The sequence below is a fragment of the Herbaspirillum sp. SJZ099 genome (genome assembly GCF_007828355.1).
Lineage (GTDB): Bacteria > Pseudomonadota > Gammaproteobacteria > Burkholderiales > Burkholderiaceae_D > Herbaspirillum.
In genome coordinates this window covers 280,412-304,143 of record NZ_VIUO01000002.1, presented here as the reverse complement: position 1 = coordinate 304,143, position 23,732 = coordinate 280,412, and the positions used below count along the sequence as shown (strand labels likewise).

Annotated in this window: 25 protein-coding genes and 1 tRNA gene; 3 read left to right on the top strand and 23 right to left on the bottom strand. The window is 61.6% G+C overall.

Going from position 1 to position 23,732, the window contains the following annotated elements:
- Nucleotides 1–25: 25 nt before the first annotated feature.
- The 5 genes from FB597_RS06430 to hemE form a co-directional block, all read right to left on the bottom strand.
- Nucleotides 26–640 (bottom strand): SPOR domain-containing protein, encoded by a 615-nt coding sequence (locus FB597_RS06430; RefSeq protein WP_141913927.1) that lies wholly within the window; start codon nt 638–640, stop codon nt 26–28.
- 211 nt (nt 641–851) lie between these two features.
- Nucleotides 852–2,585, bottom strand: a complete 1,734-nt coding sequence (gene argS, locus FB597_RS06425; protein WP_141913928.1) for an arginine--tRNA ligase — start codon at nt 2,583–2,585, stop codon at nt 852–854.
- A 154-nt stretch (nt 2,586–2,739) separates the two neighbouring features.
- Complete coding sequence (locus FB597_RS06420; protein WP_370454658.1) at nt 2,740–3,285, bottom strand: DUF6622 family protein; 546 nt, start codon at nt 3,283–3,285, stop codon at nt 2,740–2,742.
- A 179-nt stretch (nt 3,286–3,464) separates the two neighbouring features.
- Nucleotides 3,465–5,603 (bottom strand): primosomal protein N', encoded by a 2,139-nt coding sequence (locus tag FB597_RS06415; RefSeq protein WP_144768698.1) that lies wholly within the window; start codon nt 5,601–5,603, stop codon nt 3,465–3,467.
- A gap of 739 nt (nt 5,604–6,342) precedes the next feature.
- Nucleotides 6,343–7,422, bottom strand: a complete 1,080-nt coding sequence (gene hemE / locus FB597_RS06410; protein WP_141913931.1) for a uroporphyrinogen decarboxylase — start codon at nt 7,420–7,422, stop codon at nt 6,343–6,345.
- A gap of 286 nt (nt 7,423–7,708) precedes the next feature.
- On the opposite strand from hemE, the gene FB597_RS06405 reads away from it, so the two are divergent.
- Nucleotides 7,709–8,503: a transporter substrate-binding domain-containing protein gene (locus tag FB597_RS06405; protein ID WP_144768696.1), complete on the top strand. Its 795-nt coding sequence runs from the start codon at nt 7,709–7,711 to the stop codon at nt 8,501–8,503.
- 45 nt (nt 8,504–8,548) lie between these two features.
- Here FB597_RS06405 and FB597_RS06400 read toward each other — a convergent pair whose 3' ends face one another.
- From FB597_RS06400 to FB597_RS20470, 13 genes are all read right to left on the bottom strand, one after another.
- Nucleotides 8,549–9,361: a polyphosphate kinase 2 family protein gene (locus FB597_RS06400; RefSeq protein ID WP_141913933.1), complete on the bottom strand. Its 813-nt coding sequence runs from the start codon at nt 9,359–9,361 to the stop codon at nt 8,549–8,551.
- Between the two features lie 105 nt (nt 9,362–9,466).
- Nucleotides 9,467–9,919: a CoA-binding protein gene (locus tag FB597_RS06395; RefSeq protein ID WP_144768695.1), complete on the bottom strand. Its 453-nt coding sequence runs from the start codon at nt 9,917–9,919 to the stop codon at nt 9,467–9,469.
- Nucleotides 9,920–10,111: 192 nt separating this feature from the next.
- A complete protein-coding gene (locus tag FB597_RS06390) occupies nt 10,112–10,534 on the bottom strand; it encodes a F0F1 ATP synthase subunit epsilon (protein ID WP_141913935.1) in 423 nt (140 codons plus the stop codon).
- Between the two features lie 193 nt (nt 10,535–10,727).
- Nucleotides 10,728–12,128, bottom strand: coding sequence for a F0F1 ATP synthase subunit beta (gene atpD, locus FB597_RS06385; RefSeq protein WP_141913936.1), 1,401 nt, complete (start codon nt 12,126–12,128; stop codon nt 10,728–10,730).
- 64 nt (nt 12,129–12,192) lie between these two features.
- Complete coding sequence (gene atpG / locus FB597_RS06380; protein ID WP_141913937.1) at nt 12,193–13,065, bottom strand: F0F1 ATP synthase subunit gamma; 873 nt, start codon at nt 13,063–13,065, stop codon at nt 12,193–12,195.
- 29 nt (nt 13,066–13,094) lie between these two features.
- The gene (gene atpA, locus FB597_RS06375) at nt 13,095–14,636 is read right to left on the bottom strand and encodes a F0F1 ATP synthase subunit alpha (RefSeq protein WP_144768693.1); all 1,542 of its coding nucleotides are present in this window, start codon (nt 14,634–14,636) and stop codon (nt 13,095–13,097) included.
- A 47-nt stretch (nt 14,637–14,683) separates the two neighbouring features.
- The gene (locus tag FB597_RS06370; protein ID WP_141913939.1) at nt 14,684–15,217 is read right to left on the bottom strand and encodes a F0F1 ATP synthase subunit delta; all 534 of its coding nucleotides are present in this window, start codon (nt 15,215–15,217) and stop codon (nt 14,684–14,686) included.
- Between the two features lies 1 nt (nt 15,218).
- Nucleotides 15,219–15,689 (bottom strand): F0F1 ATP synthase subunit B, encoded by a 471-nt coding sequence (locus FB597_RS06365; protein WP_141913940.1) that lies wholly within the window; start codon nt 15,687–15,689, stop codon nt 15,219–15,221.
- 74 nt (nt 15,690–15,763) lie between these two features.
- On the bottom strand, nt 15,764–16,009 hold the full coding sequence (atpE, locus tag FB597_RS06360) for a F0F1 ATP synthase subunit C (protein WP_006461334.1): 246 nt from the start codon (nt 16,007–16,009) through the stop codon (nt 15,764–15,766).
- 83 nt (nt 16,010–16,092) lie between these two features.
- The gene (gene atpB, locus FB597_RS06355; protein ID WP_141913941.1) at nt 16,093–16,914 is read right to left on the bottom strand and encodes a F0F1 ATP synthase subunit A; all 822 of its coding nucleotides are present in this window, start codon (nt 16,912–16,914) and stop codon (nt 16,093–16,095) included.
- The gene (locus tag FB597_RS06350) at nt 16,911–17,255 is read right to left on the bottom strand and encodes an ATP synthase subunit I (protein ID WP_144768691.1); all 345 of its coding nucleotides are present in this window, start codon (nt 17,253–17,255) and stop codon (nt 16,911–16,913) included. The genes atpB and FB597_RS06350 overlap by 4 nt, the downstream gene beginning before the upstream one ends.
- Nucleotides 17,256–17,931: 676 nt before the next feature.
- Nucleotides 17,932–19,533: a TonB-dependent siderophore receptor gene (locus FB597_RS06345; RefSeq protein ID WP_255517092.1), complete on the bottom strand. Its 1,602-nt coding sequence runs from the start codon at nt 19,531–19,533 to the stop codon at nt 17,932–17,934.
- Complete coding sequence (locus FB597_RS20470; RefSeq protein WP_255517091.1) at nt 19,494–20,063, bottom strand: Plug domain-containing protein; 570 nt, start codon at nt 20,061–20,063, stop codon at nt 19,494–19,496. Before FB597_RS20470 ends, FB597_RS06345 begins: the two co-directional genes overlap by 40 nt.
- Between FB597_RS20470 and FB597_RS20205 the strand changes: the two genes are divergently transcribed.
- Nucleotides 20,043–20,294, top strand: a complete 252-nt coding sequence (locus FB597_RS20205) for a hypothetical protein (protein WP_186442753.1) — start codon at nt 20,043–20,045, stop codon at nt 20,292–20,294. The two genes, FB597_RS20470 and FB597_RS20205, sit on opposite strands and share 21 nt — an antisense overlap.
- A gap of 200 nt (nt 20,295–20,494) precedes the next feature.
- Here the strand turns inward: FB597_RS20205 and FB597_RS06340 are convergent.
- Nucleotides 20,495–20,570, bottom strand: a tRNA-Arg gene (locus FB597_RS06340).
- A gap of 232 nt (nt 20,571–20,802) precedes the next feature.
- Here FB597_RS06340 and FB597_RS06335 point away from each other — a divergent pair.
- Nucleotides 20,803–21,384 (top strand): cytochrome c5 family protein, encoded by a 582-nt coding sequence (locus FB597_RS06335; protein ID WP_144768689.1) that lies wholly within the window; start codon nt 20,803–20,805, stop codon nt 21,382–21,384.
- Nucleotides 21,385–21,460: 76 nt separating this feature from the next.
- On the opposite strand, the gene FB597_RS06330 is transcribed toward FB597_RS06335, so the two are convergent.
- The 4 genes from FB597_RS06330 to FB597_RS06315 all read right to left on the bottom strand — a co-directional run bounded on the left by FB597_RS06330 (nt 21,461) and on the right by FB597_RS06315 (nt 23,550).
- Nucleotides 21,461–22,171 (bottom strand): OmpA family protein, encoded by a 711-nt coding sequence (locus FB597_RS06330; protein ID WP_144768687.1) that lies wholly within the window; start codon nt 22,169–22,171, stop codon nt 21,461–21,463.
- 181 nt (nt 22,172–22,352) lie between these two features.
- Nucleotides 22,353–22,766 carry a hypothetical protein gene (locus tag FB597_RS06325; protein ID WP_255517090.1) on the bottom strand — a complete coding sequence of 138 codons (414 nt, stop codon included), beginning with the start codon at nt 22,764–22,766 and terminating at the stop codon, nt 22,353–22,355.
- Between the two features lie 62 nt (nt 22,767–22,828).
- The gene (locus FB597_RS06320; protein ID WP_144768683.1) at nt 22,829–23,230 is read right to left on the bottom strand and encodes a phage holin family protein; all 402 of its coding nucleotides are present in this window, start codon (nt 23,228–23,230) and stop codon (nt 22,829–22,831) included.
- Between the two features lie 11 nt (nt 23,231–23,241).
- The gene (locus FB597_RS06315; RefSeq protein ID WP_141913948.1) at nt 23,242–23,550 is read right to left on the bottom strand and encodes a YqjD family protein; all 309 of its coding nucleotides are present in this window, start codon (nt 23,548–23,550) and stop codon (nt 23,242–23,244) included.
- Nucleotides 23,551–23,732 lie beyond the last annotated feature (182 nt).

Here is a 23,732-nt window from a genome sequence, read left to right as displayed (position 1 = left end):
TTCTTGTCTGAGAACCTGTACTAAATTACCTGGGAATGCGGACGATCGCCGCATCGACCCCGTTATCGGACAATTTGCTGCGCGTCCGGTTCATCGTTTCGGCCTGTTCGAAGGGGCCGATGCGCACGCGGTACAGTACGCCGCTGTCGGCGGTACGCTCGGTGACCTTGGCTTCGAAACCGAGCAGGGCCAGCTTGGCGCGGGCGCTTTCCGCATCAGCCTGGTCGCGGAAGGCGCCGGTCTGCAGGAAGTAAGTCCACTTGTCGTCGGCGGCATCGCCCTTGGCTGGCGCCTGGGAGGCAGGCTTGGCGTCGGCGGTCTTCGTTTCAGCCGGCTTGGCTGGCGCGACCGGCGCCGGGACAACTGGCTGCGCCGCGGCCGTGTTGGGCGGAACCGGCGTCTGCGATTGCGGCGGGTTGCTGTCGCGGTTGCCGTACAACGGACGATTGGGGTCGGCCGCCTGGGCCGGGGTCGGATCGGCGCGCTCGGGACGGACCACCTTGTTGACGAAGGGAATCGGCGACTTGGTGATCATCAGCGCCACGCCGACGGCGATGCCCAGCCCGACGATCAACCCCAGGATCAGGCCCAACAGCGTGCCGCCGGCCTGTTTGTGATGTTTCGCGTTCAACTGTTTCACGTTTCTCTTGTCTTGATTAGCTTAGGGCCTGTTAACATTAATTTACGAGTGCGAGTGTCCAGCAAGCGTTGTCTGCCTAGGCGTGGCGACGCGTCGTAGTGGTGCTACGGCAAGGAGCCACAACAACGGCAGGCGACGCTTGCTGGCTGCTCCCGGAGGGTTGCATCTCGCAAATTAATTGTTAACAGGCCCTAGCGGCTTGGTTAGCAATTTACATTCTGGCCGGCGCCGATACGCCCAAGAGCGCCAGGCCATTGCGCAGCACCTGGCGGGTGGCGGCCATCAGCGCCAGGCGTGCGAGCCTGGTTGGGACATCGTCGACCAGGACGCGTTCCGCATTGTAGTAGCTATGCAGTTCGCCTGCCAGATCGCGCAAATAGAAAGCCACCTGGTGCGGCCCGAGCTCGGCCAGCGCATGCGCCAGCATTTCCGGATACTCGGCCAGCTTGGCCAGCAGCGCAGCTTCCCGCGGCGCGGTCAGCGGCGACAAGTCGGCCACGGCCTTGAGTTCCTCCTCGTCGCCGCCCCACTTGCCCAGCACCGTGCAGATGCGCGCGTGGGCGTACTGCACGTAATAGACCGGGTTTTCGTCGGACTGCGCCAGCGCCAGGTCGACGTCGAACACGAACTCGGTGTCGGCCTTGCGCGAGATCAGGAAGAAGCGCACCGCATCGCGGCCGCGGGTCAGGTCGCGGGCTTCGCCTTCGATGGCCTCCCCGGCCGACCATTCGATCAGGTCGCGCAGCGTGACGTAGGAACCGGCGCGCTTGGAGATCTTGACCTCTTCGCCGTTGCGCATGACGGTGACCATCTTGTGCAGCACGTAGTCGGGGTAGCCCTGCGGGATGCCCACGCCGGCGGCCTGCAGGCCGGCGCGCACGCGCGCGATGGTGCCGTGGTGGTCGCTGCCCTGGACGTTGATGACCTTGCCGTAGCCGCGCTGCCATTTGTTGATGTGATAGGCGACGTCGGGCACGAAGTAGGTGTAGGTGCCGTCGGTCTTCTTCATGACGCGATCCTTGTCGTCGCCATAGTCGGTGGTGCGCAGCCACAGCGCGCCGTCCTGCTCGTAGGTCTTGCCGGCCTTGACCAGCGCCTCGACCGCGGCGGCCACCTTGCCGTCGGCGTACAGCGAGGACTCGAGATAGTAATTGTCGAACTTCACGCCGAAGGCCTGCAGGTCGAGATCCTGCTCATGGCGCAGGTAGGCCACGGCGAAACGGCGGATCGATTCGATGTCCTCGACATCGCCGCTGGCGGTGACCGGTTCGCCATCGCTGGCAGAGACGGTCTTCTGGTCGAGGAAGTCGCGCGCGATGTCGGCGATGTAGTCGCCGTTGTAGGCCGACTCCGGCCAGCCGGCGTCGCCCGGCTTGACGCCGCGCGCGCGCGCCTGCACGGAAGTGGCCAGCGTGGCGATCTGCACGCCGGCGTCGTTGTAGTAGAACTCGCGCAGCACGTCGTAGCCCTGCGCTTCCAGCAACGACGACAGCGCATCGCCGAGCGCGCCCTGGCGGCCGTGGCCTACGTGCAGCGGACCAGTGGGGTTGGCGGAGACGAACTCGACCAGCACCTTCCTGCCTTCGCCGGCCCGGCTCTTGCCGAAGTCGGCGCCCTGTTCGAAGATCGCCTTTACCACCGCCTGCCTGGCGGCAGCCGCCACGCGCAGGTTGATGAAGCCGGGACCGGCGATTTCCGCCGACTCCACCAGGCCGTCGCGCGCCGGATCGGCCAGCACGGCGTCCACGATGGCTTGCGCCAGTTCGCGCGGGTTCTTCTTCAGCGGCTTGGCCAGTTGCATGGCGATGTTGCAGGCGATGTCGCCATGCGACGGATCGCGCGGGCGCTCCAGCGTGATGCTGGGTTGCAGGTCGGTGCCGGCGACGAGCGGCTTCAACGCGGATGAAAACAGGTCGGCAATGCTTTGTTTCTGTTGTGCGAGCATGGGAATGGCAGGTAAAGCGGAAGCGGCCGCGACGCATCGGAACACCCGCGCCGGGAGGAATCGCTTGAAATTAGTTGAGCAGCCGAGATTATACCGGCTTGCCGACCCGCTTTGCGCCCGGGGGCGCCGCCATTCCAGCTTTTTGCGGCCGCCCTCAGCCCAGCGCCGGGTCCGCCTGGGCGTGACCGGCCAGCGCGCGGCGATAAAGATGCACGATTCGCAACAACCGGCCGGCGAAGATGCCGGAGAAGGCGCCATACAGCGCGGCCTGCGGCAGGGTGAACCAGGCCATGGACGCCAGTTGCGGATGCAAGGCCAGCATGACCGCGGCGCTGTATTTGACGGTGAAAATTCCCAGCGTCAGCAACAATGGCTGCCAACTGCCGCGCTGGGCGATCCGGCGGCGCGCGGCATCGACGCCGATGGCGGCGGCAGCGCGACTATGGAAACTGAGAAACCCAGCGGCCAGCATGGCGACGGCACCCGGCAGGGCGTTGGCCGGATGGGCGCTGAAACTGAGCAGCAAGCCCGACAACGACAAGCCGAGCATCACCACCGGCATCGCCAGCGCCTTGACCAGCGGGGTTTCCTGGTCGCGGCTTGCTTGCCAGCCGCGATACAGCAGGAAGGCCAGCAAGGGCCAGACCCATAAAGGAGTGTGCGTGACGATGCCGGCGATCATGGAATGCTCCTGTGCAATGGATGAGTGACGGGAGCAAGCTTAGCGGCCGCTGCAACGCCGGCACAGCGCCTTGCGACGAAATGCATGGCGCCGACGGGCAAGCGCACTGGCAGCGGTGTGAAGTGCGGCGTAAGTGTGGCCTGATGTGCGGCCTGATGTGCGGCGGCAGCCTGGAACAGGTGCTCAGATACAGGTGCTCAGATGTCGACCGGATCGACCTCCAGCGACCAGCGCACCCGCGTCTTCACCAGCCTGAGTTCGGCCAGCCATTCCCTCAGGAAAGCCTGCAAGGCGGGACGCGAAGGGCATTCCACCAGCAATTGCGCGCGCTCGACGTTGGCCACGCGCATCATCGTCATCGGGATGGGGGCATTGATGGTGATGGCGGGCGCGGTCAGCATGGCCGCCGCCTCTTGCAGGAAACCCACGGCCTGCGCCAGCTCGCGCGCTTCGGCGCGCAGCAGCGCCTGGTACATGAAGGGCGGGAAACAGGCTTGCTGGCGCTCTTCCAGCAGCGTGCCGGCGAAGCCGTCGTAGTCGTGGCGCATCACCGCCTGGTACAGCGGATGGTGCGGATAACGGGTCTGGATCAGTACCTCGCCCGAACTGCCGTCGGCCGACAACCCGGCGCGGCCGGCACGGCCGGCCACCTGCATCAGTTGCGCGAACAGACGTTCGCTGGCGCGGTAGTCGTGCGAGAACAGCGCGGTGTCGGGGTTCATCACGCCCACCAGGGTCAGCTTTTTGAAGTCGTGCCCCTTGGCCACCATCTGGGTGCCGATCAGGATGTCGACCTCGCCGCGGTGCACGCTGTCGAAGGCGACCTGGGCGGAACCCTTCAGGCGCGTTGAATCGGCGTCGATGCGCAGCACCCGCGCTTCCGGGAAGATCGCATGCAAGCCCTCCTCCACGCGCTGGGTGCCACGCCCCAGCGGCTGCAGGTCGATATTGCCGCAGGTCGGGCAGGACTTGGGGATGTGCAGCTCCAGGCTGCAATGGTGGCAGCGCAGGCGGCGCTCGGGCCGGTGCACCACCATGAAGGCGTCGCAGCGCATGCAATTGCTGATCCAGCCGCAGGCGTCGCACGCCAGCACCGGCGCATAGCCGCGCCGGTTGAGGAACAGCAGCGACTGCTCGCCGTTTTCCAGCCGCTTGCGGATGGCGCCGATGAGGGTGGAGGTCAGCCCGTCCTGCGGCTTGTCGCGCTCCATGTCGACCACCTTGACGGTGGGCAGCACCGCCTGCTGGGCGGCGCGCTGGCGCAGTTCCAGGCGGCGGTAGCGGCCGGCCTGGGCGTGCTGCCAGGTTTCCAGCGATGGCGTGGCCGAACCCAGCACCACCGGGATACCCAGCTGGTGCGCGCGCCATACCGCCAGGTCGCGCGCGGAATAGCGCAGGCCTTCCTGCTGCTTATAGGACGGGTCGTGCTCTTCGTCGATGACGATGAGTTTGAGGTGCGGCAATGAGGACAGGATGGCCAGGCGCGTGCCCAGCACGATGTGCGCCTGCCCCAGGTGGGCCGCCAGCCAGTTGCGGGTACGCTCGCCCTCGGCCAGCCCGCTGTGCAGCGCCACCACGTTCAGATGGGGGAAGCGCGCGCGGATATTGCCTTCCAGTTGGGGGGTGAGGTTGATTTCCGGCACCAGCACCAGGATCTGCGCGGGCGCTTCCGCCGGCGCGGCAGGCGGCTCCGCGGCAGCCGTGGCATCGGCCGCGCGTTTCAGGATGGCGGCGGCGGCCTGCAGATAGACTTCGGTCTTGCCGCTGCCGGTGACCCCGTACAGCAGCAGCGGCGCGAAACCCTCCGCCTGGGCGATGACGTCGACGGCCTGTTGTTGCGCGGCATTGAGCGGCGGCGCGGCGCCGAACTGCATGGGATCGGCGGGCGGCGCCGGCTCGGCAGCCGGTTCGCTCTCGGCGTCCTTGGCCTTTGCCTTGCGCTTCTTGGGCGGCGCGGCGATCTTGCCCAGCGCCTTGAGCGCCTTGTCCAGCGCCACCGTGGTCAGCGCGCGCAGGTTCTTGGGCAGGCCCGGCAACATCACTTCGCCCAGCGGTCGCTGGTAATAGTCGGCAGCAAAGCCGCACAGCGCCAGCCAATGCGCGGACAACGGCGGCAACTGGCTGCGTACGGCAAGCACGTCCTTGATCTTGTCTGCGCTCAGTTCGGTCCGGGCCGCATGGCCGACCACCACGCCGACCGCTTCGCGCCGCCCGAATGGCACCACGACCAGTTGGCCGATGGCGGGGATCGTCTCATCCTCCTGCCCGCGCCAACAATAATCGAAGACGGTATGCAAGGGGGTATCGAGCGCGACTTGGAGGATGCACTGTTCCACGAACTTAATGTAATTCCTGAAAAACCGGGCTAACTATAGGTTTCAACTGTACTTTTTAAGCTATCCACAAATCCTGTGGATAACTTTGGGGACAAGTCGCTCTTGACATGCTTTCCGCCAGACTGGAGGCGGCTTTCAATAAATTGCCCAAATCAAAAGCAAAAAAAATATTCAATAAAATCAAATACTTGTATTTTTACTTAATGAACGGAAAATTTATTTTCTAAAATTTTTTCAGCCGCCGTTCCAACCTCTTCCATGTGCATAAGTCCGGAAGCCACTAGTCCCTCGCAGCCATTTGTCAAGGGTCCGCCATCGACAATGCGGGGGAATTTTTCATATCCACCCAGCAAGAATGACGACGCGCATTTAAAGTAAAACGTGAAAAGCGCGCGTAAATGGCGGTTTAATAAGCGCTTTTAGGGTTATGCACAAATCCTGTGGGTAACTTTGTTGAAAAGTACCTCTTGACAACCTGCAAGCCCGCCAAGGCTGGGCCTCCCGATAGATTGCCCAAAAGCGAAGCAGAAAATAACATCAATAAAATCAATGACTTGAGAAAACGCTTCCAGCGAGGAATTTCGCATGTCGATATTATTGATTCTTAATTAGAAACAAGCCAAAAATGTGCATAAGTCAAAAAATGACTTATCAAGGATGCATGCTTGCACCGTGCCGGTTCACGCTGCCACACACTACGAACCGTGGCCGGTGGCCGGCGCACAGGCGTACAGCGACCTCAAGACCTCATGCTGCGGCTGATCTCATGGACTGCGGCAGCCAGCGTGCTCACCGCCTCGGGCGGGGTATGCTGGGAAATGCCGTGCCCCAGGTTGAAGACATGGCCGTTACCCGCCGATGGCTTGCCGAAGGATTCCAGCAGCTTGCGCACCTCGGCGCGGATGGCGTCGTCGCCGGCGAACAGCACGTTGGGGTCGAGATTGCCCTGCAGCGCCACCTTGTCGCCGACGCGACGGCGGGCCTCGCCCAGGTTGACCGTCCAGTCCAGGCCGACGGCGTCGGCGCCGATGGCGGCGATCTGCTCCAGCCACAGGCCGCCGCCCTTGGTGAACACGATCACGGGGATGCGCACGCCGTCCTGCTCCCGCTTCAACTGGCGCACCACGTCGGCCATGTAGGCCAGCGAGAATTGCTGGTAGATGCCATCGGCCAGGGCGCCGCCCCAGGTATCGAAGATCATCACCGCTTGCGCGCCGGCGTCGATCTGCGCATTCAGGTAAGCCGCCACCGCGGCGGCGTTGGTCCTGAGGATGTGGTGCATCAGGTCCGGCCGGCCGTAGAGCATGCTCTTGACCAGGCGGAAGTCGTCCGAGCCGCCGCCTTCGACCATGTAGCAGGCCAGCGTCCAGGGGCTGCCGGAAAAACCGATCAGCGGCACCCGGCCATCGAGCTCGCGGCGGATCTGCGTCACGGCGTTGAATACGTAGTCAAGTTTGGCAAGGTCGGGCGCTTGCAGCGCCTTGACCGCCGCTTCGTCGCGCAATGGGCGCTCGAACTTGGGACCCTCGCCTTCGGCGAAATACAGCCCCAGGCCCATCGCATCCGGCACGGTGAGGATGTCCGAGAACAGGATGGCGGCATCCAGCGGATAACGTGCCAGGGGCTGCAGCGTGACTTCGGTGGCGTAGTCGGGGTTGGCCGCCAGGCCCATGAAGGAGCCGGCGCGCGCGCGCGTGGCGCGGTATTCAGGAAGATAGCGACCGGCCTGGCGCATCAGCCACAGCGGCGTGTAATCTGTCGGCTGGCGCAGCAAGGCGCGCAGGAAAGTATCGTTTTTCAGCGGTGCGAATCGGGACATGGTCGACCTGGACAATAGCGAACGGCAAACCTCCATTATCTCATCCAAACCGGCAAAGCCCGGCTAATTATCGGTATCGGCCGGCGCCGATATCGACCTGGATGGCAGCGAACCCGTCATTTCCTCGCGGGATTGCGCTACGCGCCGGCAAGCCGCGACAAAGCGCATCATCCTGCGAAAGCGCAAGCATTTTTGTTATGATCGGCGGGCAACAAAAAGACAAACAGGCGGCACGCCATCACTCAAGAATCGGGCGCCGCATTGCCAAAACCGATCAGGAGACAACATGAAAAAATTTCTCGGCGCCGCCTTGCTGGCCGTCCTCGCCCTCGTTTCGCTGTCAAGCCGCCCGGCGCTTGCCGCCGACGGCGACGCCAACGCATCGCGCCTGGATCAGGTGCTCAAATCCGGCAAGCTGCGCGTCTGCATGACCGGCGACTACAAGCCGTTCACCTTCTACCGCCCCGACCAGACGTTCGAAGGCATGGATGTGGAACTGGCCACATCGCTGGCCAAGTCGCTGGGGGTGGAAGCGCAGTTCGTGAAGACCACCTGGAGCAACCTGATGAATGACTTCATCGCCCAGTGCGACATTGCCATGGGCGGGGTCTCGATTACGCTGGAACGCCAGAAGAAGGCGGCGTTCTCGGCGCCGACCATGGTCGATGGCAAGGCGCCGGTGGTGCGTTGCGCCGACAAGGACAAGTTCCTCAATTTCGACCTGATCGACCAGCCGGGCACGCGCGCCATCGTCAACCCCGGCGGCACCAACGAACGCTTCGCGCGTGCGCGCTACAAACGCGCCACGCTGGCGCTGCACCCCGACAACGTGACCATCTTCCAGCAGATCGTCGACGGCAAAGCCGACGTGATGGTGACCGATGCCAGCGAGACCATGTGGCAGTCCAAGCTGCATCCGGAACTGTGCCCGGTCAACCCCCAGCAGCCGCTGCAGTTCGCCGAGAAGGCCTATATGCTGCCGCGCGGCGATATCGCCTTCAAGGAATATGTGGATGCCTGGCTGCACCTGGCCAAGGCTACCGGCGAGTACCAGCAGGTATTCGACAAGTGGCTCAAGTGATGGCGGACCGCCAGTCCGGCCGGCTTCAGGCCCAGGACTGGCGGCTCAGTCGACCTTGAGTTTTTTCAGTTCCGGTTTGGGATCCGGAAACTTCAGCTTCAACGCCTCCAGCGTTTCCAGCACAATATTGGCAACCACCAGGTTGCGATGCGTCTTGGAATCGGCCGGCACCACGTACCAGGGCGCATGTTCCGTGGAGGTGGCGCGCAGGACATTCTGGTAGGCCTGCTGGTAGGCATCCCAGCGCTTGCGTTCCTCCAGGTCCTGGAGCTCGAATTTCCAATGCTTGTTGGGATCGTCGATGCGCGACTGCAAACGCGCCTTCTGCTCATCCCTGGAAATATGCAGGAAGAACTTGAGGATGACCGTGCCGGTCTCGCTCAGCAAGCGCTCGAAGTCGTTGATCTGGGCGTAGCGGCGCTTGCACTCCTTGTCGTCGATCCACTCATGCACGCGTGTGATCAGCACGTCTTCATAATGGCTGCGGTTGAACACGACGATCTCCCCCGCCGCCGGCACCTGCTGGTGCACGCGCCAGAGATAGTCATGCGCCAGCTCGACTGATGTCGGCGCCTTGAAGTTGGCGATGCGGATGCCTTGCGGGTTGACGCCGGCGAACACGTCGTTGACCGTGCCGTCCTTGCCGCTGGTATCGATCCCCTGCAAAATCACCAGCAGCTTGTGCCGGCGGCCGGCATAGAACATCTGTTGCTGCTCGCCGATGGCGGCGGCCAGGCGGCCGATCTCGGCCTTGTCCTGCTCCTTGTTGCCCGATGACAGCGGTTTGGACGAAGCGTGGCCGTCATTGATCTCCACCTTGCTGTCGGCGACGAATTGCTCTGCAATTTTTTTCGGCATGCTGGGGCTCTGCGGTTGTTGTGGGAAGGTCCTGATTACATCTTGTTGATTATGTCTTGCCGATTACGTCCTGCCGGCTGCGGCATGTCAGTTGCAACCGCGCCGCTACAGCACGCCGAGGTAATTTCCCTGGCGATGTTCGATCTTGATGCACTTGTCCATGATCACCTTCAATCCCGCGCCACGCGCTTTGGCAGCGGCCTCCTCGTGGAAGATGTCGAGCTGCATCCACACGCATTCGGCGCCGATGGCGATGGCGTCATCCACCACCGGCGGGATGTCGGACGATTTGCGGAAGCAGTCGACGATGGAAATAGCCAGCCCTTCTTTCGCCAGCGCCGACGCCGCATCCTGCAATGTGGCGTGGCAATGCTCGCCCAGGATGGTCTGGCCGGCGTACATGGGATTGACCGCAACGATCCGATACCCCGCGGACTGCATATAAGCCGCGACATCGTAACTGGCCCGCACGGCGCGATTGGACAAGCCGACCACGGCAATCACCGGCTTGCCGCCGGCATGGAATGAAAGTGGCGGGACGTTCCCGGTTTGCTGCATGAAGTCCTCCTGTCTCGTTCGGTCCCGGCGTTGTACGTCTATGCTCAAGAGCGCCGTTTATATTGAGGCAGACTAGCGCAATATGCGCCAGCGCGCATCCATCGGCGCGCGCACCAATGAAAAAAGGCAGCCGAGGCTGCCTTTTGACTTCTTGCTTGCGCCATCCCTTGCGGAGATGGCGATGCCGACGAATCAGCGCTTCTGACGCAACTTCTGGATCGCAGCCAATTGCGCGACTGCGGCAGCCAGTTCGGCTTGCGCAGCGGCGTAATCGATCTTCGAATCGCGGTTGGCCAATGCTTCTTCGGCCAGCTTCTTGGCTTCGGTTGCCTTGGCTTCGTCCAGGTCGGCGCCACGGATCGCGGTGTCGGCCAGCACGGTCACGGCATCCGGCTGCACTTCCAGCAGGCCGCCCGCCACGAACACGAACTCCTCTGCTGCCTGGCCCGGCACCTTGATACGGACGGCACCCGGCTTGATGCGCGTGATCAGCGGCGTGTGGCGGGGATAGATACCCAGCTCGCCCGCTTCACCCGGCAACGCGACGAATTCAGCCTCGCCGGAGAAGATTTCCTCTTCCGCCGAAACCACGTCCACGTGAATAGTATGTGCCATGTCGTTTCCTATCCGATTGACCGCGTCCGTACATCAGCAATGCACGGACGCGGCGCCAAAGATCAATAAATACAAACTGTCGCAAAACTACTGCGCCGTCCGGTCTTGAGCCCTGCGGCGCCCAGCGTACTCTCGTACGCTTGTGCTCCTCGAGCCCAGGCCCGAACCGCGCGCTACGCTTTTCAACAGCTTGTTAGTTGATCTTCTTGGCTTTTTCGATTGCTTCTTCGATCGTGCCGACCATGTAGAACGCTTGTTCCGGCAGGTGATCGAGTTCGCCGCTGGCGATCATCTTGAAGCCCTTGATCGTGTCCTTGAGCGAAACGTACTTGCCCGGCGAACCGGTGAACACTTCGGCGACGTGGAAAGGCTGCGACAGGAAACGCTGCATCTTGCGAGCACGCGCCACCAGCAGCTTGTCTTCCGGAGCCAGTTCGTCCATGCCCAGAATCGCGATGATGTCGCGCAGTTCCTTGTAGCGCTGCAGGGTACCTTGAACGGCACGGGCTGTTTCGTAGTGCTCCTGGCCGACCACTTGCGGGTCCAGCTGGCGCGAAGTCGAATCCAGCGGGTCGACCGCAGGGTAGATACCCAGCGAAGCGATGTCACGCGACAGAACGACGGTCGAGTCCAAGTGGGCGAAGGTGGTTGCCGGCGACGGGTCGGTCAAGTCATCCGCAGGGACGTACACGGCCTGGATCGAGGTGATCGAACCGGTCTTGGTCGAGGTGATGCGCTCTTGCAGGCGGCCCATTTCTTCAGCCAGCGTCGGCTGGTAGCCCACGGCGGAAGGCATACGGCCCAGCAGCGCGGACACTTCGGTACCGGCCAGGGTGTAACGGTAGATGTTGTCGACGAAGAACAGGACGTCCTTGCCTTCATCACGGAAGCCTTCGGCGATGGTCAGGCCGGTCAGCGCCACGCGCAGACGGTTGCCCGGCGGTTCGTTCATCTGGCCGTACACCATGGCCACCTTGGAGTTGGCCGGGTTTTCCAGATCCACGACCTTGGCTTCTGCCATTTCGTGATAGAAGTCGTTACCTTCACGGGTACGCTCACCAACACCGGCGAACACGGACAGACCGCTGTGCGCCTTGGCGATGTTGTTGATCAGTTCCATCATGTTCACGGTCTTGCCCACGCCGGCGCCGCCGAACAGGCCGACCTTGCCGCCCTTGGCGAACGGGCACACCAGGTCGATCACCTTGATGCCGGTTTCCAGCAACTCTTGCGACGGCGACAGTTCGTCGTATGCAGGAGCCTTGCGGTGGATTTCGGCGGTTTGCGCGTGGCTCACCGGACCGCATTCGTCGATCGGGTTGCCCAGCACGTCCATGATGCGGCCCAGGGTCGCAGTGCCGACCGGCACGGTGATTCCATGGCCGGTGTTCGTGATGGTCAGGCCGCGGCGCAGACCGTCCGACGAACCGAGCGCAATGGTACGAACCACGCCGTCGCCCAGCTGCTGCTGGACTTCCAGGGTCAGGTCAGAACCTTCCAATTTCAAGGCATCGTAAATCTTGGGCATCGCATTGCGCGGGAACTCTACGTCCACCACAGCGCCGATACACTGAACGATTTTGCCATCAGCCATTTTCGTTCCTTCAATAGATAAAATTTAAAATCTGATTCGCATCGCTGCGTTACGTCTGCCGCTATCAGCCGACCGCGGCCGCACCAGCAACGATTTCCGACAGTTCCTTGGTGATCGCTGCCTGGCGGGTCTTGTTGTAGACCAGCTTCAGCTCTCCGATCACACTGCCGGCGTTGTCGCTTGCAGCTTTCATCGCCACCATCCGCGCCGATTGCTCGGACGCCATGTTTTCAGCGACAGCCTGATAAATCAGTGCTTCAACGTAACGCACCAGCAGCTCGTCCACCACGCTTTGCACATCGGGCTCATAGATGTAATCCCAGGAGTGCGAACCCTCATCAGCCTTGAGCTTGTCGCTGGTCAGCGGCAGCAATTGCTGCAGGGTTGCTTCCTGCTTCATCGTATTGATGAACTTGGTGTACACCAGGTACACCGCGTCCAGCTTGCCTTCCTGGTATGCGTCAAGCAGCACCTTGACGGGGCCGATCAGCTTTTCCAGGTGAGGCGTATCGCCCAATTGCGTTACGTTGGCGGCCACGCGGGCGCCAATACGATTCAGAAAACCGAGACCCTTGTTGCCGATGGCAACGGTCTCGATGGCAAGGCCCTGGCCTTCCAGTTCACGAATCTTCGTCGTCAGCAGACGCAGCGAATTGGTGTTCATGCCGCCGCACAGGCCCTTGTCGGTCGTGACGACGATGAAACCAACACGCTTGGCGATATCCTGCTTGACCATGAACGGATGCGTGTATTCCGGATTGGCCTGCGACAGGTTGGCCGCAATATTGCGGATCTTGTCGCTGTATGGGCGGGCAGCGTGCATCCGGTCCTGCGCCTTGCGCATTTTGGATGCCGCCACCATTTCCATCGCCTTGGTGATCTTCTTCGTATTCTCTACGCTCTTGATCTTGCCACGTATCTCTTTACCTGTAGCCATGAGTAAGACTCCTTATAGCTTCAGTAAAATTAGTACGCGCCGGATTTTTTGAAGTCGGCGATGGCTGCTGCCAGGGCCGCTTCAGCATCCTTATCCAGTTGCTTGGTGTCTTCGATCTTCTTCAGCAGGTCGGCATGGCTGGTCTTCATGAAGTTGTGCAGACCGGCTTCGAATGCCAGGATCTTCTTCACTTCGACGTCGTCCATGTAGCCCTTGTTGACCGCGAACAGCGTGACGGCCATGATCGAGATCGATTGCGGCGTGTACTGAGCCTGCTTGAGCAGTTCGGTAACGCGCGCGCCGCGATCCAGCTGCTTGCGGGTGGCTTCGTCCAGATCGGAAGCGAACTGCGCGAACGCGGCCAGTTCACGGTACTGCGCCAGGTCGGTACGGATACCGCCGGACAGGCCCTTGATGACCTTGGTCTGCGCTGCGCCACCGACGCGCGACACCGAAATACCGGCGTTGATTGCAGGACGGATACCGGCGTTGAACAGCGAGGTTTCCAGGAAGATCTGGCCGTCGGTGATCGAGATCACGTTGGTCGGAACGAAGGCGGACACGTCGCCGGCCTGGGTTTCGATGATCGGCAGCGCGGTCAGCGAGCCGGTCTGGCCCTTGACTTCGCCGTTGGTGAACTTCTCGACGTAGTCGGCGTTCACGCGGGCTGCGCGTTCCAGCAGGCGGCTGTGCAGGTAGAACACGTCGCCCGGGTAAGCTTCACGGCCCGGCGGACGGCGCAGCAGCAGCGAAACCTGACGGTAGGCAACAGCTTGCTTGGACAGGTCGTCATAGACGATCAGGGCGTCCTGGCCGCGATCGCGGAAGTATTCGCCCATGGCGCAACCCGAGTAGGCCGACACGTATTGCATCGCTGCCGATTCGGAGGCGGTCGCTGCCACGACGATGGTGTATTCCATCGCGCCGTGCGCTTCCAGTGCGCGCACCACGTTCTTGACCGACGAAGCCTTCTGGCCGATCGCAACGTAGATGCAGGTCATGTTCTGACCCTTCTGGTTGATGATGGCGTCGATCGCGACGGCGGTCTTGCCGGTCTGGCGGTCGCCGATGATCAGCTCGCGCTGGCCGCGGCCGACGGGCACCATCGAGTCGATCGACTTCAGGCCGGTCTGCATCGGTTGCGACACGGACTGGCGCGCGATCACGCCCGGAGCGATCTTTTCGATCGGGGCGGTCAGCTTGGCGTTGATCGGCCCCTTGCCGTCGATCGGCTGGCCCAGGGCGTTGACGACGCGGCCCTTCAGTTCCGGACCGATAGGCACTTCCAGGATACGGCCGGTGCACTTGACGATGTCGCCTTCGGAAATGTGCTCGTATTCGCCCAGGATAACGGCGCCGACCGAGTCACGCTCCAGGTTCAGCGCCAGGCCGAAGGTGTTGCCCGGGAATTCCAGCATCTCACCTTGCATCACGTCGGACAGACCATGGATACGGCAGATACCGTCGGACACGGAAATCACCGTGCCCTGATTGCGAATCTCAGCGGTATCGCCAAGGCCTTGGATCCGGCTCTTGATCAGCTCGCTGATTTCAGATGCGTTGAGTTGCATACTAACTCCTAAAAATTTTTCTTTCGCTTACGCCAGGGTCCGGCTATTCACGCGGCCAGAGCAACATGCAGCTGCTGCAGTTTCGCGCGCACGGAGGTATCGAACACTTCGTCGCCCACCACGACACGCACGCCGCCGATCAGGCTGCTGTCCACTTCCACAGAAGGGTTCAGCTTGCGGCCGAACTTCTTCTCCAGGGTGGCGATCACATCCTTGACCTGCGCATCGCTCATCTCGAATGCGCTGACGATATGTGCATCGGCCGAACCTTCCTGGGCGTTTTTCAGCGCATGGAATTGTTCGGCGATCTGCGGCAACAGGGTCAGACGGCCATTGTCGGCCAGGGTCTTGACGAAGTTCTGCGCTTCAACTGAAAGCGGAGTCTTCACTGCTGCGGCAAACACTTCAGCCAGCTTGGCATGCGAAACGGAAGGATTTTGCGCGAGTGCCTTGAGCTCGGGATGCGCTGCCACCTGGGCCATCTCGGTAACGAGATCGGACCAGGCTGCCAGGCTTCCGGCCTTGGCCACACGGAACAGGGCTTCGGCGTAAGGGCGAGCGATCGTTGCGAGTTCGGCCATATTACAGCTCTGCCTTCAGTTGGTTCAGCAATTCGGCATGCGCCGCCGCATTGACCTCGCGCTTGAGGATCTGCTCGGCGCCCTTGACCGCCAGCGTCGCGACTTCGCCGCGCAGTTCTTCGCGCGCCTTGTTCACTTGCTGTTCGGCATCGGCACGGGCATTGGCGATGATGCGGGCTGCTTCGTCAGCGGCCGTCTTCTTCGCCTCTTCGATGATCAGCTGCGCGCGCTTTTCGGCTTCGCCGATACGCTTCTGGCCTTCATCGCGGGCCGACGACAATTCAGCCTGCACGCGCTTTTCAGCGGCAGCCAGATCTGCCTTGCCGCGGTCGGCGGCTGCCAGGCCGTCCGCAATCTTCTTGGCGCGCTCGTCGAGCGCCTTGATCAACGGCGGCCACACGAATTTCATCGTGAAGCCGGCGAGGATGAAGAAGACCACGAACTGAGCAATCAATGTTGCATTTAAGTTCACGGTAATTTCCTTCTCAGAATAACGAGTGCCGGAACCAATCGTCCGGCAGGGTGAGAGTGGCTATGAAGCCCGAATTACTTGGCGATGAACGGATTTGCGAATGCGAACAGCATGGCGATACCAACACCGATCAGGAACGCAGCGTCGATCAGGCCGGCCAGCAGGAACATCTTGGTTTGCAGGGTATTCATCAGTTCAGGCTGACGTGCGGATGCTTCGAGGTACTTACCGCCCATGATCGCGATACCGATACAAGCGCCGATAGCGCCCAGGCCAATGATCAAACCGCAAGCCAAAGCAACGAAAGAGACATCAGTCATGACAATTCCTTAAGAAAAGTTAGTAAATACAAAAAATCAAAAACCAAAAAACAAACCAAAAACAGATACTGCAAGCCTTGTTGTTAGTGCGCTTCGTGCGCCTGGCCCAGGTAAACCAGTGTCAACATCATGAAGATGAATGCTTGGAGCAGCACGATCAGGATGTGGAAAATTGCCCAGATAGAACCGGCGATCACGTGGCCGACAAAGCCGAAAGCGGTCGCGGTCGATCCCAGCAATGCGATCAGCAGGAACAACAGTTCGCCTGCGTACATGTTGCCGAACAGTCGCATGCCCAGGGACACGGTCTTGGCGGCGAATTCGATGATGTTCAACAGCAGGTTGAACGGCGCCAGCCAGATGCCGAACGGCGCTGCGAACAGTTCGTGGATGAAGCCGCCGGCGCCCTTGATCTTGACGCTGTAATACAGCATCAGCGCCAGCACGCCCAGGGCAATGCCCAGGGTGCCGTTCAGGTCGGCGGTCGGCACGATGCGGTGATGCATTTCACCCATGCCGAAGATGCGGAAGATGGCCGAGGCCAGGTCGACCGGCAGGAAGTCCAGCGAATTCATCAGGGCGACCCAGACGAACACGGTCAGGGCGACCGGCGCGATGAAGGTTCGGTTGCCGTGCACGATGGCCTTGGACTGGTCCTCGACCATCTCGACCACCATTTCAACAAACGCCTGGAAACGGCCCGGCACGCCCGAGGTGGCCTTGCGGGCCGCCAGGAACATGAACAGGCAGGCGATCACGCCACAGAACACGGACCAGAAAATGGTATCCACGTTCAGGATGGAGAAATCGACGATCTTGGTTTGGTGGTGCGTGGAGAAATGTCCGAGGTGGTGGACAATATATTCGGAGGCTGTTGGCGCGTGCTCAGCGGCTTCTACGGTCATGGTCGGTGTCTAAACAGTAAAATGAAATAACTCTTAAGCACCACGATGAAGCTCAGCACGAATGCGAGCCAGTTGACACCGTGGTACAACCAAACGCTCACGCCCATGAGCGCAAAGGTCGTAGCAATCTTGATAAATTCCCCGAAGAAAAACGTCATCGGGTTGGTACCACCAGGCTTACGCGCGCTAACGTAGAGTCGCAAGGCAAACAGGGCGTTGGGAACCACGCAGCAGATTCCGCCCAGCAAGGCGGACCATAGCGCCGGCAATCCGCCCAGCATGCCTGCCACCAAAGCAGCGACGACCGTGGTTACGAGCTGCAAAAGGATGATGCGCAGCATATATATCCAATATCGTGCATGCACCGCACTCATTACGAGCAAACGGCAGCTTAAAAGCCCGGCGATTATAAAGGTTCGTTTTCAGGTTAGTCAAACCTTTTACAGCCAGATCACGGCGTTATCTCAGCCATTTATCGGCGAGATGTGGAAAATAGTGGACGGATTGGATTTTGCGCATTGCAACAAACAATGCGATGAAAAATGCCCCGCGCGCCGCGAGTTGTTGCAACAGGAAAATTGACGGGGTCCGATCGCTGCGCATTACCCTCTGCCGTCCGAGGCAGTCGCGCCTACTGCAGCCTGACAATCCTGTCAGCAACAGGTTTTTTGCCGGAACAGCGCCCGATGTCATCCGGTTCGCCCCCGCCCACCAGCAAAAACACATGGAAATTCAAGGATTTACCTGTCTCCAGGGGCCGCTCGCCAGTGTTTTGCGCCCCGCTCCCGCGCCAACAGCAGAACGCAAGTTGTCCGATGACTGGGTTCGCTTTGGGAATTTTATGTTGCAGCACAGCGTAGTTTCGCGGCGAGGCGCCACTCTACCGTAAAACCACGGTACCCATGGCAACCGATTTGTCCATCAAGTCAACAAAAGCGCCGCCAGGAACGGGCAGCGGCGGCGCCTGCAACGATGGCTGCAAAGGCTGCGCGCCCGACCGCGCGCAGCCCGGCGCCATCAGAAGTCGACCTTGGCCGACAGTACAAAGGTGCGGCCGGAAGAGGTTCCTACGTAGCCGTTTTGCATCACCCAATAGTTCTTGTCGAACAGGTTTTCGATGTTGGCGCGATAGGTCACGACCTGGCCGGCAATCCTGGCGATGTAGCGCGCGCCGATATCCATGCGGGTCCAGCCGGGCACCTTCAGGGTATTGGCGTTGCTGTACCACATGGAACCGGTATTGGTGACACGGGTGTTGAGCGCCAGGCCGGCCAGCCATGGCGTATCCCAGTCCAGGCCGAGGTTGAAGTTGTGGTTCGGCACCGCGCCGACTTCCTTGCCATCGGTCGCGCCATCGCCGGTGTGCGATTGCTTGGTGTCGAAGAAGGTGCCGCTGGCATTGAAGCGCAGGCCGCGGCGCAGCTCGCCGTAGGCCGACAGCTCCAGGCCGCGGATGCGTGCGCGGCCGTCTTGCGACGTATAAGTCGTGCCGTCAATGGTGGTGGAGGTGCTGTTGGCCTGTTCAATCTGGAAGACCGCCGCGGTCGTGGTCACACGTCCCCAGTCGGCTTTCACGCCCGTCTCGTATTGCTTTGACTTATACGGGGGAAACTGTTGATTCGGGTTGCCATCAGTCGCACCGGTGAACCCGCCCGCACTGAGCGCGGCCGTGTAGTTTGCATACACCGACAAGTTCTCCAGAGGCTTGACCACCACTGCCAGCACCGGGGAAATGGCGGTTCGGTTGGATGTTTGCGCGTCATCGCTGAGGCTGTGCTGGTAGACCTGCTGGCGACGCAGGCCGGCAATCAGGCGCAATCTGTCGTCGACCAGGGACAAGGTATCGGTCAGCGCCAGGCTGGTCAGGCGGATCTGGCTCTGCGGCGCGGGCTGGCCACGCACGCCCGCGGCGGCAGGAAGCGCGACCGGGTTGTACAGGTTGGAGCTCACCCCGGTGCTTCGGGAGTCGAAGAAGTAGTCGGTCTGCTGGTCGAGCATGTTCGCGCCCAGCATCAGGGTGTGCTTGATGCCGCCCGTGCCGAAACGCGCACGCAAGCCGACATCGGCCGACGTGGAGGTGACGCGCTGATCATAGTAGCCGTTGTACAAGGTGCTGGTGTCGCCGCGCACGTTCATGATGGTGGCGCTGGGCCAGCTCTGCGCCGATTCCGCCACGTGGTAACCGACCGCGCCATAGGCGGTCAGCGTGTCATCGATGTCATATTCCAGGCGCGTGGCGACAGCCTTGTCGTCGGATTGCAGCGTCGTGCCCGGATAGAGATTGGTCTTGCCCGAGGGAGCGGCCGGCATGGTGGTCAGGCTGCTGTCGATGCTGAACTGCGGACGGAAGTTGCGCGCGTCCTCGTGCTGGGTGTACGCATCCAGGCTCCAGCGCACGCGGCCGCCGTTGTAATCCAACGCGACCGAACCCATGGTTTGCTGCTGGTTGCTGCCGGACAGGCCGGTATTGCCGTCGGCATACAGCGCGTTGACGCGGATGCCCCATTCCTGGTTCTCGCCGAAACGGCGACCCAGGTCCGCCTTCAGGCCGAACTGGGAGTTGGACAGGTAAGTCGCGCTCACGCTGGAAACGGGATCCTCGGTGGCGCGCTTGGGCACCAGGTTGACCGCGCCGCCAATCCCGCCGGAGGGGCCATGCCATACATCAACGTGCCCGGCCCCTTCAGCACTTCGATCCGCTCCACCATCGCGATCGGCATGCGGGTCAGCGGCACCAGGCCGTACAAGCCATTGAAGGCCACATCGTTGGCCGACATCGTGAAACCGCGGATCTGATAGCTGTCGCCGAAACCGCCATTGCCGTTGGTGTTGCGCACGGAAGCATCATTGGCGATCACATCGCCGATCGCACGTGCCTGTACGTCTTCGATCCCCTGGGACGTGTAGTTGGTGGTGCTGAACGGCGTATCCATCACGCTGGCCGTACCGAGCACCCCCAGGCTGCCGCCGCGGGCAACCAGGCCACCGGCATAGGGCGCGGTGGGATCGGCGCTTTCGGTGACGGTCACGGTGGGCAGTACGGCATTGCCGTTGCTGCCGGCGCCGCCCGCCGACGCGGTCTGGGCATAGGCCACCGGAGCCGCCAGCATCGGCGCCATCAGCGCCAGATGGCGCGCAGCACAGGCCACGGCCTTCATTGGGAAAACGGAATTGCATCGGCGTCTCGACGCCCGGACCTGCACCATGATCTGACCTTTCGCTTGGAGATAGAAAAATTGAAACGCCTCATATGGAAAGAAGAAGCGTTCTCATTTGTCATGACCAACGAAAAACCAAAACGGATCACATCATCGGGAATCATCCCGCAACCGGCCAAGGAAATCGGGCCTTCCGCCCCTTTTATCCCAAAGGCTGCATGACGGCAGTTGCCGACAGCCCGCCTTGATATTGCCTTGACGCCAACAGCAGCATCACTGAGCACCGACTTGAACGGCGGACAGCTCCGTCAGCGTCGGGGAATCTTGGAAAAAACGGGATTTACAATGGCATGGCCTGCCTGCGACGGCGCATGCCGTGCATCAGGTTGGAACTTGAACCGGTGAAACGAAGAGCAATTCTGTGGCGCGGCTGGCGGGGATCGAACCCACGACCCTTGGCTTCGGAGGCCAATACTCTATCCACTGAGCTACAGCCGCGTTGTGGGGCAAAACCCGAAGAGGCCTGAAGAATACCGTTTTTCATGCAGGCCGTCCATTGCCGCAGGCGTTTTTGCGTGTCAAACGGAAAGCATTGTGACTATAATCAAGGGTTCGGCGAGAGAGCGCAATGAAAGCCCTGCCTGATAATGAGTCCATATAATGCCAGGCGATACAAAGGGAACCGACGTTTTCCGCCCCAATTTCGAGGAAACATTACGGAGGGACACCAATGAGCACAGCTCATCATGATGAACACGAGTCGGCCATCAAGACTCCCAAGCAATTGATCGCAGCTGTCGTAGCAGGTTTTCTGGTTCCAATCGTCTGCATTGTGCTTCTGGTCCAGTATGTCGCCAACGGGCAGAAGACCGGCGCCGGCTCCGATGGACAAACCCCCGAGATGGTCGCCGCGCGCATCAAGCCGGTCGCCGACGATGGCTTCACCTTCCGTGACGCCAATGCCCCCAAGCAACTGCAATCCGGTGAAGAAGTCTTCAAGTCGACTTGCGCCGCCTGCCATGCCGCCGGCGTCGCAGGCGCGCCCAAGGTTGGCGATGAGGCCGCCTGGAAAGCCCGCCTCGCCGAAGGCTATGACAAGCTGGTTTCACATGCCATCAACGGCCTGCGCGCCATGCCGCCCAAGGGCGGCAATCCCGACCTGGACGATATCGAAATCCAGCGCACCGTGGTCTACATGGCCAACCAGTCCGGCGCCAAGTTCAAGGAACCCGAGGTGAAAGCCCCGGCCGCAGCTCCAGCTCCAGCTCCTGCAGCAGGCGACGGCGCCGCAGCGGCCGCCCCCGCGAAATAAGACGCCGCCAGCAAAAAGCCCCGAATGGTATTCGGGGCTTTTTATTTCCCGGCAACTCACCGGAATCGGACCGCCATCAATAACGTGGCGGAGGCGGCGGCGCATATCCGGCAGGCGCCTGTTGTTGCTGCGCCTGCTGCTGCGGTTCAGCCACGTAGATTTCCACGCGGCGGTTCTTGGCGCGATTGGCATCCGAAGTATTGGGCACGAGCGGCTCATGCGAACCGCGGCCTTCGATCATGAAGCGGCCCACACCGACGCCGCGCGTGGTCAGATAGTCGCGCGTGCGCGCTGCGCGCTGGGTCGACAACGGGTCGTTGATCGCATCGCTGCCGGTATTGTCGGTATGGCCGACGATGGTGACGGTGGTGGCCGGATTTTCGACCAGGGTCGCGGCGAAGCGATCCAGCACGGGGCGCAGCTCGGGCTTGATGTCGGCACGGCCGGTATCGAAGGAAATGTCGCTGGGGATTTCAAGTTTCAGGCGGTTGTCCTGGGTCTGGGTCACTTGCACGCCGGTGCCCTGGGTTGCCTGCTCCATGGCGCGCTTCTGCTCCTCCATCCGGTTGGACCAGATATTGCCGGCCACGGCGCCAATGGCGCCGCCGATGGCCGCGCCGCCCAACGCACGTCCGCCGCCACCGCCGCCGGTGACGGCGCCAAGGATACCGCCGATGCCCGCGCCAATGCCGGCGCCGGTGGCCGTACCGCGCTGCGTCTGGCTCATGTCCGCACAGCCGGAAATCGCCAGGACCCCGGCGATGGCGGCAATCGATAATGTCTTCATCTCATTTCCTTTCTTGCCTTCTCAGCGTTGTTGTTCAGGCCTCGCGGCCGGTCAGATTCAGAGCAGGATGAACGCATTTATGTTCCGCCGCCAGCGATATTTCGCTTCCCGGAAAGAACAAAGGCATCCGGCGCGGCGGATGCCTTTGTCTCGATTGATCATCAACACCGCAGGTTGCCGCTCATGGCGCTTCCGGCGGTTCGTCCTGCCCGGCCGCTTCACTGGCGGCATCCTGCCTGTCGGGACGGTGGCTCAGGTAATACGCCAGGCCGCCGACCGCGCTGATGATGCCGCCATATAAAAGCGGCTTGCGCAGCCAGCGCCTGGACAACAGGGAGACGCCGGTGATCAGCAACGGCATGGCCGACTGCAGGTTGACGCCGCCAAGACCGCCGGCAGCCAGCGACTTGATCGACTGCAGGGTCTTGTCGCCGCCGATGAAGGCAGTGGCGAAATGCGCAGCCCGGCTCAAGGCGCCCTTGGCCAGCGATTCGGCACTCAGGCTGTGCCGCACCGCGTCACGCGCCTCCATCACGCCCAACCGGTACAACGCCCCTTGCGCCAGCGCTTTGCGCTTGCGTTCTTCGTGCGTCATACCGTCATCCTGGTTTGCTTGCATACGGCTCCTTTTCTCCTTGTCGGCAACGGCTGCCATCGTTACAGCAAGGCATCGCGGTCCTTGCGCAATTCGGACATGGTGGCCGGCAGCGAGAGCTTGCCCTGCAGCAGCACCGAGCGCGCATACAACACCAGGCCGACCGTGAGGGCGGTGAAGATGGCGCCGAGCAACGCCAGGATCTTCCAGCCCCAGGTATCCCACGCCAGCATGACGAGCAACACCGACCAGAATGCGACCGCAAACCATAATGCAATGGCTGCCAGCACGAAGATGACCGCGAAGCGAACCAGGTTGGCGCCGATCTCGGACATTTCCAGCGATGCCAGCTCGATACGGCTGATGATAAGGCCGAGCAGGTTCTTGGCCAGGCCCAGCAGGCCTGCGGTCAGCCCGGGCGTGGCGGGCTGCGCCGGCTGGCCTTCCTTGTGCGGGGTCGCCATCGGTACCCGGCTTACTTGCTGCGGCCGATGACCAGCCCCACCAGCAAACCGATGCCGGCCGAAATAGCCACGGCGCGCCACGGGTTTTCATGCACGTAGTCATCGGTCTTGGCGGCGACTACCTTGCCCTTTTCGATGGCGGCGGCCTGCGCGCCCTGCGCAGCTTCCGCCGCTGCCTCCAGCAGGGTCAGTCCCTTGGCGCGCAAGGCATCGGCCTTTTCGCCGGTGGCGGTCGCGGCTTCAGCAAACAGGGCCTGGGCATCCTTGACGAGGGTTTTCATATCGTTCCTTACGGTCTTGAGAGCGGCGGATTGGGTCATGCGGATTCTCCTTTTTATCCCAGTTGGCGAAATGACAAAACTAAAATGCGAGGCCGGCAGCGATGCCATCAAGCGCAACGCATCGAACCGGCTTGAGTCGATTCTACAGAGACGGTTCGCTGGCGTGTAGCCGGAGCGGGGCAATATTGCGGCAGCGCAAAGAAAGTTCGATGGCACATCCA

Bases quoted from the DNA above. Each gene is read 5' to 3' on its own strand.
- argS (WP_141913928.1), bottom strand. From the start codon at position 2,585: ATGCTCGCACAACAGAAACAAAGCATTGCCGACCTGTTTTCATCCGCG.
- hemE (WP_141913931.1), bottom strand. From the start codon at position 7,422: ATGTCCCGATTCGCACCGCTGAAAAACGATACTTTCCTGCGCGCCTTG.
- FB597_RS06405 (WP_144768696.1), top strand. From the start codon at position 7,709: ATGAAAAAATTTCTCGGCGCCGCCTTGCTGGCCGTCCTCGCCCTCGTT.
- FB597_RS06400 (WP_141913933.1), bottom strand. From the start codon at position 9,361: ATGCCGAAAAAAATTGCAGAGCAATTCGTCGCCGACAGCAAGGTGGAG.
- FB597_RS06395 (WP_144768695.1), bottom strand. From the start codon at position 9,919: ATGCAGCAAACCGGGAACGTCCCGCCACTTTCATTCCATGCCGGCGGC.
- FB597_RS06390 (WP_141913935.1), bottom strand. From the start codon at position 10,534: ATGGCACATACTATTCACGTGGACGTGGTTTCGGCGGAAGAGGAAATC.
- atpD (WP_141913936.1), bottom strand. From the start codon at position 12,128: ATGGCTGATGGCAAAATCGTTCAGTGTATCGGCGCTGTGGTGGACGTA.
- atpG (WP_141913937.1), bottom strand. From the start codon at position 13,065: ATGGCTACAGGTAAAGAGATACGTGGCAAGATCAAGAGCGTAGAGAAT.
- atpA (WP_144768693.1), bottom strand. From the start codon at position 14,636: ATGCAACTCAACGCATCTGAAATCAGCGAGCTGATCAAGAGCCGGATC.
- FB597_RS06370 (WP_141913939.1), bottom strand. From the start codon at position 15,217: ATGGCCGAACTCGCAACGATCGCTCGCCCTTACGCCGAAGCCCTGTTC.
- atpE (WP_006461334.1), bottom strand. From the start codon at position 16,009: ATGACTGATGTCTCTTTCGTTGCTTTGGCTTGCGGTTTGATCATTGGC.
- atpB (WP_141913941.1), bottom strand. From the start codon at position 16,914: ATGACCGTAGAAGCCGCTGAGCACGCGCCAACAGCCTCCGAATATATT.
- FB597_RS06350 (WP_144768691.1), bottom strand. From the start codon at position 17,255: ATGCTGCGCATCATCCTTTTGCAGCTCGTAACCACGGTCGTCGCTGCT.
- FB597_RS20205 (WP_186442753.1), top strand. From the start codon at position 20,043: ATGGCGCGCAGCACAGGCCACGGCCTTCATTGGGAAAACGGAATTGCA.
- FB597_RS06335 (WP_144768689.1), top strand. From the start codon at position 20,803: ATGAGCACAGCTCATCATGATGAACACGAGTCGGCCATCAAGACTCCC.
- FB597_RS06330 (WP_144768687.1), bottom strand. From the start codon at position 22,171: ATGAAGACATTATCGATTGCCGCCATCGCCGGGGTCCTGGCGATTTCC.
- FB597_RS06325 (WP_255517090.1), bottom strand. From the start codon at position 22,766: ATGACGCACGAAGAACGCAAGCGCAAAGCGCTGGCGCAAGGGGCGTTG.
- FB597_RS06320 (WP_144768683.1), bottom strand. From the start codon at position 23,230: ATGGCGACCCCGCACAAGGAAGGCCAGCCGGCGCAGCCCGCCACGCCC.
- FB597_RS06315 (WP_141913948.1), bottom strand. From the start codon at position 23,550: ATGACCCAATCCGCCGCTCTCAAGACCGTAAGGAACGATATGAAAACC.